This is a genomic window from Blautia sp. AM47-4 (assembly GCF_003479865.1).
Classification (GTDB): domain Bacteria; phylum Bacillota; class Clostridia; order Lachnospirales; family Lachnospiraceae; genus Fusicatenibacter; species Fusicatenibacter saccharivorans.
Map to the genome: position 1 here is coordinate 21,614 of NZ_QUHY01000032.1, position 7,378 is coordinate 28,991.

6 protein-coding genes are annotated in these 7,378 nt (G+C 52.3%); all 6 read left to right on the forward strand.

Features of this window, described 5'->3' with window-relative positions; translation table 11 throughout:
* The first annotated feature begins 14 nt into the window (after positions 1-14).
* The 6 genes from fabG to DW965_RS16050 all read left to right on the forward strand — a co-directional run bounded on the left by fabG (position 15) and on the right by DW965_RS16050 (position 6,633).
* On the forward strand, positions 15-755 hold the full coding sequence (gene fabG, locus DW965_RS16025; RefSeq protein ID WP_119198608.1) for a 3-oxoacyl-[acyl-carrier-protein] reductase: 741 nt from the start codon (positions 15-17) through the stop codon (positions 753-755).
* Positions 756-771: 16 nt separating this feature from the next.
* Positions 772-2,007 (forward strand): beta-ketoacyl-ACP synthase II, encoded by a 1,236-nt coding sequence (gene fabF / locus DW965_RS16030; RefSeq protein WP_119198609.1) that lies wholly within the window; start codon positions 772-774, stop codon positions 2,005-2,007.
* A gap of 36 nt (positions 2,008-2,043) precedes the next feature.
* Positions 2,044-2,559 carry an acetyl-CoA carboxylase biotin carboxyl carrier protein gene (gene accB, locus DW965_RS16035; RefSeq protein WP_117760991.1) on the forward strand — a complete coding sequence of 172 codons (516 nt, stop codon included), beginning with the start codon at positions 2,044-2,046 and terminating at the stop codon, positions 2,557-2,559.
* A 26-nt stretch (positions 2,560-2,585) separates the two neighbouring features.
* Complete coding sequence (gene fabZ / locus DW965_RS16040) at positions 2,586-3,023, forward strand: 3-hydroxyacyl-ACP dehydratase FabZ (RefSeq protein ID WP_022462591.1); 438 nt, start codon at positions 2,586-2,588, stop codon at positions 3,021-3,023.
* Entirely contained in the window at positions 3,020-4,366 is a 1,347-nt protein-coding gene (locus DW965_RS16045) for an acetyl-CoA carboxylase biotin carboxylase subunit (protein ID WP_117509541.1), read from the forward strand. The genes fabZ and DW965_RS16045 overlap by 4 nt, the downstream gene beginning before the upstream one ends.
* A 557-nt stretch (positions 4,367-4,923) precedes the next feature.
* Positions 4,924-6,633, forward strand: coding sequence for an acetyl-CoA carboxylase carboxyltransferase subunit alpha (locus tag DW965_RS16050; RefSeq protein WP_082424902.1), 1,710 nt, complete (start codon positions 4,924-4,926; stop codon positions 6,631-6,633).
* Positions 6,634-7,378: the final 745 nt, after the last annotated feature.

The following is a 7,378-nucleotide window of genomic DNA, read 5'->3' on the forward strand; positions in this document are numbered from 1 at the left end:
AGCAGGAGAATGAGATGTTAAGTGGAAAAACAGCAGTAGTAACGGGCGCATCCCGCGGAATCGGGCGTGCGATTGCAGAAAAACTGGCGGCGGAGGGAGCCTTTGTTGTCATCAATTACAATGGTTTGAAAGAGGCGGCCGAAACCGTGCTTGCGGGAATCCGCGCGGCAGGAGGAGACGGCTGTGTGATGCAGTGCAATGTATCGGATTTTGCGGCGTGTGAAGCGTGGATGAAGGAAATTCTTGCTTTGTATGGGAAAATCGATATTCTGGTCAACAACGCGGGCATCACAAAGGACGGCCTTCTGATGGGCATGTCGGAGGAAGCCTTCGACCGTGTCATTGAGACAAACCTCAAGGGAACGTTCAACTGCATCCGCTTTGCGGCACGGCCGATGATCCGTCAGAAGAGCGGCTGCATCATCAACATGGCTTCTGTGGTCGGCGTGGCAGGAAACGCCGGACAGGCAAATTATGCGGCATCGAAAGCAGGTGTGATCGGCCTGACGAAAACAGCGGCACGGGAACTGGCATCCCGCGGCATCCGCGTCAATGCGATTGCGCCGGGCTTTATTGAGACCGATATGACGGAGGTTCTTTCGGATAAAGTGAAAGAAGCATCCGTATCCCAGATTCCTCTCGGCCATTTCGGAAAGCCGGAGGATGTGGCAAACCTGGCCGCATTTCTGGCATCCGAAGCGGCAGCTTACATCACCGGACAGGTGATTCACTGCGACGGCGGCATGGTGATCTAAGAAAAGGAGAGTTGGAATGAAGAGAAGAGTAGTCATCACAGGGCTGGGTGCGGTAACCCCGATTGGAAATACCGTGGAGGAATTCTGGAACGGCGTCCGCAAGGGAGCCTGCGGAATCGGAACGATTACGAAATTTGATACAGCAGAATATAAAGTACATCTGGCAGGCGAGGTCAAAGGCTTCGTGGCAAAAGAACGCATGGATTTCAAGGCGGCAAGACGAATGGGAACTTTCTCCCAGTATGCCGTTGCGGCAGCAAAAGAAGCGTTTGCAGATGCCGGCATTTCCATGGAGAATGAAGATCCGTTCCGCGTCGGCGTTCTGGTGGGCTCCGGTGTCGGTGATCTGAATGCATGCGAGCAGGCGAAAGCCAAAATTGATGCCAGAAATCCTTCCCGCGTCAACCCGTTTACCGTTCCGGTGATGATTGCGAACATGGCGGCGGGAAACGTTGCGATTGCACTCGGCGCGAAAGGAAAATGTACCAGCGTGGTGACGGCGTGTGCGACAGGAACGCACTGCATTGGCGATGCCTTCCGCGCAATTCAGTACAACGATGCGGACATCTGCGTGGCAGGCGGCGCGGAGAGCGCAATTACGCCGGTCGGCGTGGCAGGCTTTTCGGCACTGACCGCACTTTCCGAGTCGGAAGATCCGTTGCGGGCTTCGATTCCGTTTGATAAAGACCGGAACGGTTTCGTCATGGGCGAGGGCGCCGGCATTCTCGTACTTGAGGAGCTGGAGCACGCGAAACAGCGCGGCGCGAAGATCTATGCAGAGGTAGTCGGATACGGCGCAACCTGCGATGCGTACCACATTACTTCTCCATTGGAAGATGGAAGCGGTGCGGCACGTGCGATGGAGCTTGCGATGGAAGAAGCGGGAGTAAAACCGGAAGAAGTTACTTATATTAATGCACACGGAACGTCTACACATCACAACGATCTGTTTGAAACGCGTGCGATCCGGAAAGCCTTCGGTGATGCGGCAGACCATGTGCTGGTCAACTCGACGAAATCGATGGTCGGTCATCTGCTCGGCGCGGCAGGCGGTGTGGAAGCTGTTGTCTGTGCGAAATCCATTCAGGACGGCTTCGTGCATCAGACGGTTGGAACAAAGGAAGCAGATGCGGAATGCGATCTGAATTACTGCATCGGCGCTCCGGTGGAAACCGATGTGAAACTGGCAATGAGCAATTCCCTTGGTTTTGGCGGCCACAATGCGGTGCTGCTGTTTCAGAAATATGAATAAAGCGGCATCGTGTTCCGGTGCAGAAAGGAAAATAAGATGGAATTAGATCAGATTTTACAGTTGATTGATAAAGTTTCGGATTCTTCGCTGACCGCGTTTGATTACGAGGCTGATGGGATCAAGATTGCCATGGAGCATGGAAAAGCAGCTCCGGTGCAGGTGCAGATGAGCGGGGTTCCATCCGGTGCCGGTCTGCAGATGGCAGAGATGATGGGCGGAGCAAATGGCGTGACAGTGAAAGAAGCAGCCATGCCGGAGAGAAAAGAAACGGCAGGAAAAAATACAGCGGCTGAGGAGCACAGTGAAGCAGAAGAAGGCGTTTTTGTGACATCCCCGCTGGTCGGAACGTTTTATACAGCTCCGGCAGAGGATGCCGAGCCGTTTGTGAAGGTTGGCGACACCGTGAAAAAGGGACAGGTCGTAGCAATCGTGGAGGCCATGAAGCTGATGAATGAGATCGAGAGTGAAGTGGACGGCGTGATTGCGGAGGTTCTGGTGAAAAACGGCGAGATGGTTGATTACGGAAAACCGCTGTTCCGGGTGAAAGCGTAAAGCCGGGACGAGAAAGGAAGCAGCGAATGAACAGTTTGACAACGAAACAGATTCAGGAGATTATTCCACACAGACATCCGTTTCTGCTGGTGGATTACATAGAAGATTTTGAACCGGGCGAATTCGGTATTGGATACAAATGTGTGACGTACCGCGAGGACTTTTTTGCCGGTCATTTTCCGCAGGAGCCGGTGATGCCGGGCGTGCTGATTATCGAGGCGCTGGCGCAGGTCGGTGCGGTTGCGATTCTTTCTCTTGACGAGAATAAGGGAAAAATTGCATTTTTCGGCGGCATCAACAAGTGCCGTTTTAAGGGAAAAGTGAAACCGGGAGACAAACTTCGTCTGGAGACGAAAATTATCCGCCACAAGGGACCGATGGGCGTCGGGGAAGCGGTTGCTTCGGTCGACGGCAAGGTGGTCGCGCAGGCGGAACTGACCTTTATGGTGGGGGCAGCACAATGATTCGAAAAGTTTTGATTGCAAACCGTGGGGAGATCGCGGTCCGGATTATCCGGGCATGCCGTGAGATGGGAATTCTCACGGTCGCTGTTTATTCGGAGGCGGACCGGGAGGCACTGCATGCGCAGCTCGCGGATGAGGCGGTGTGCATCGGGCCGGCGCCGTCGAAGGACAGTTATTTAAATATGGAACGTATTTTGAGTGCGGCGCTTGTGACGGGGGCGGATGCGGTTCATCCGGGATTTGGATTCCTGTCGGAGAACAGCACGTTTGCGCGGAGATGCCAGGAGTGCCACATTACGTGGATTGGGCCATCTCCTGAGGTGATGGACCGGCTGGGTAATAAGTCTGAGGCGCGAAATACGATGCAGGCAGCCGGTGTGCCGGTGATTCCGGGGACGAAGGAACCTGTTTTTGACTGGGAGACGGGTCTTTCTGAGGCCGACCGGATTGGTTTTCCGGTGATGATTAAGGCGGCGCTTGGAGGCGGCGGCAAGGGTATGCGCATGGCGGAGACGCGCGGGGAGTTCCAGAGTGCGTTTCAGACGGCGCAGAAGGAGGCTAAAAGTTCGTTTGCGGACGGGACGATGTATGTGGAGCGGCTGATTCGTCATCCGCGTCATGTGGAGTTTCAGATTATGGCGGACTCGTTCGGGAATGTGATTCATCTTGGGGAGCGGGACTGTTCGATTCAGAGGAATCATCAGAAGATGATTGAGGAGTCGCCTTGTGTGGCGATTGATGACACGCTGCGGGAGCGGATGGGCTCGGCGGCGGTCCGGGCGGCGAAGGCGGCGCATTATGTGAATGCGGGGACGATTGAGTTTCTGCTGGAGCCGGACGGCAATTTTTATTTTATGGAGATGAATACGCGGATTCAGGTGGAGCATCCGGTGACGGAGTGGGTCACGGGGGTGGATCTGATTCAGGAGCAGCTTCGGGTGGCTTCGGGGATGCCGCTGTCGGTGACGCAGGGGGAGGTCCGGCTTTCGGGGCATGCGATTGAGTGCAGGATTAATGCGGAGAATCCGGCGAAGAATTTCAGGCCTTGTCCGGGGAAGATTACGGAGATGCATCTGCCTGGTGGATTTGGAGTACGGGTGGATACGGCGGCGTATGACGGGTATGTGATTCCGGCGTTTTATGATTCGATGCTGGCGAAACTGATTGTGCATGGGAGGACGCGTGAGGAGGCGATTGCGCGGATGAGGAGTGCGCTGGGGGAAGTCGTCATCGAGGGAGTCGACACTAACGTTGATTATTTGTATTCTATTTTAAATGAAGAGGAGTATCTGGCCGGGAGGGCGGATATTGAGTTTGTGGAGCGGTTGACGGAGAGATTGTAAGAGACGGACGCCGCCCGGCAGTACAGCAGAGGGGGACGGCGCGGTTTCAGAGGAAAGAAACACTAAGGCCTCCAGCATTTGCTAAAACCATTTTCAAAAATCCAAAACTCGCTGTCGCTCAGACAGTTGGATTTTTGAAAATAACGCAAATTCTGGAAGCCTAAGTGTTTCTATAGCAATCCCCGAAAATAATGCAAAAAATTCAGCACCGCAGAGCGTGAATTACTGCGTCACAGATTTTCGTCGTACCCCGGTACGCCTTCAAATCTGTTCCTTGCAATTCGCGCTCTGCAGCACTGCCTTTTTTGCATTATTTTCGGGTCTTGCTATAGTTCCTCCTGCAAATGCGCCGTCCCCCTCTGCTGTACTGCCGGGCGGCTGAGATCAGACACACGACTGGGAGAGTGTGGTCAGCGACACGCGGGCGGGTGGCGGCTGGGATGACAGGAGTGAGCGGTGAAGAGAGAATGAATGCCTCGATGGGTGAGGTGTGTAGTTGGAAGATTGTTATGGTGACAATAGAGTGAAAGTGTTATGACGTAAGGAGTGATGGTGGTATGATGCTGGGTAAGTATTTTAAGAAGACGGTGTTTCGGAAGGAGCACACGGCGGATGGGGTGGTGCCGGAGGCGCCGCAGGGGATTTTGAAGAAGTGTAATGCTTGTAAGGGGGCTATTTTTACGGAGGATGTGAAGAGGAATCTTTATATTTGTCCGAAGTGTGGGAATTATTTTCGGGTGCATGCGTATCGGAGGATTGAGTTTCTTCTGGATGATGGGAGTTTTGAGGAATGGGATCAGGGGATGACGGCGGGGAATCCGCTGGGGTTTCCGGGGTATGAAGAGAAGGTGAGGGCTCTGCAGGAGAGAACAGGACTTACGGAGGCTGTTGTGACTGGTAAGGGACGGATCAACGGGATGGAGACGGTGATCGGGGTCTGTGATGGCAGGTTTATGATGGCCAGTATGGGTGAGGCTGTTGGGGAGAAGATTACGCGGGCGGTGGAGAGGGCGACGAAGCTCTCGCTGCCGGTGATTTTGTTTGCGTGCTCGGGAGGGGCGCGGATGCAGGAGGGGATTGTTTCTCTGATGCAGATGGCGAAGACGTCGGCGGCGCTGAAAAGACACAGTGATGCGGGGCTTTTGTATGTGAGTGTGCTGACGGACCCGACGACGGGCGGCGTGACGGCGAGCTGGGCGATGCTGGGGGATATTATTCTGGCGGAGCCGCATGCGCTGATCGGGTTTGCGGGACCGAGGGTTATTGAGCAGACAATAGGACAGAAACTGCCGAAAGGGTTCCAGCGGGCGGAGTTTCTGGTGGAGCATGGGTTTGTGGATCGGATTCTGCCAAGAGAAGAGGCGAAAGAGGTGCTGTCGGAGATTCTGCGGATGCATGGGAAAGATATCGAAGTTTCCTCGGAAGTGCTGACTTTGGGGGATGGAGACGTGAAGCGGTCTTTGGCAGCACCAGAAACGGGAGAGAAAACATCGGCTTGGGACTGTGTGCAGAAAGCGCGGAAAAAGGACCGACCGGTGGGAGAAGATTATATTCGGGAGCTGTTTCCTGATTTTATTGAGTTTCATGGTGATCGACTGTATGGCGATGATGCGGCGATCATCGGCGGTATTGCATCGTTTGACGGCACACCGGTCACGGTCATCGCCGAGGCGAAAGGCGCGGATACGAAAGAAAACATCCGCCGCAATTTCGGCATGCCGTCCCCGGAGGGCTACCGCAAAGCCCTGCGTCTGATGAAACAGGCCGAAAAATTCCACAGGCCTGTTATCTGTCTCGTAGATACCCCAGGCGCCTTCTGCGGAATGGAAGCCGAAGAACGCGGCCAGGGCGAGGCGATTGCGCGGAACCTGTATGAAATGTCAGCGTTAAAAACGCCGGTTCTTTCTATTGTCATTTCAGAAGGCGGCAGCGGCGGTGCACTGGCACTCGCCGTGGCGGATGAAGTGTGGATGATGCAGAATGCCATCTACTCCATCCTGTCGCCGGAGGGATTTGCAAGCATCCTGTGGAAAGACGGCAAACGCGCGCCGGAGGCCGCCGAGGTGATGAAGCTGACGGCGGGGGATTTGAAGGAACTGGGAATTGTAGAAGAGATTGTGGAAGAGCCGGGGGAGTTTACGGTGGACACAATGCCAGTGGTGTGTGAAGAATTGAGAGGCAAAATTCTGAGATTCCTGGAAAAGTATGAGAAGATGGATGGGGAAGAACTGGTAGAGGAGAGGTATCGGAGATTTCGGGATATGTGAAAAGAAGATTTTGACATATTCTGAAATGCATGATATTATGATATTGAAAAGAGTGCTACCGATAGACGGTTAGTCCATATTTATTGGTTTATGTAAAAATAGTCGCCAAAGTTTGCAGGACTGGGCGGCTATTTTTGTGATTTCGCAGTATCTTTGCCGAAGTTGTATCCAAGGCTAAAGCAGGTTAAGCCGAAACTTACAACTGCTATGAAGTCGATAATACTCATGGCTTAGCCCTCCTTTCCAAGGAATTCCCATATAAAGGGTTTCTATGTAATCGGAGAGTCACAGTCCCTCCGTAGAAGGACTAACCGCCTACCGTTATGGCAGCACCCGTATATTGAGTATAACAGTTTCTTGTAGTCCATTCAACAAAAATATGATTGAAATGCAGAATAAAAATATACGGATTTTAGATATACAAAATAAATAGAGGATTTGAAGGGAGGAATAACTAATTGACGTTGGCGGAATTTATGGTAAGATAGAGGGGCAGAATAAGAGTGCGGGAAATATTCTGCGGGTTCAGACGAGGTCTGTGAGTTGAAAAACATTTTTGAATAACTGTTATGTAAAAAGCATTGGAAAATAATCTGATGCTTTTTATATTTTAGACTATTTAAGAATTATTCAATAATATAAACTTTACATTATTGAAAACTTATAAAAATATAATTTGTATTGCATGTTAGTAAAAATATAATTTGTATTGCATGTTAGTAGAAAAGGTGATATAGTGAAAATA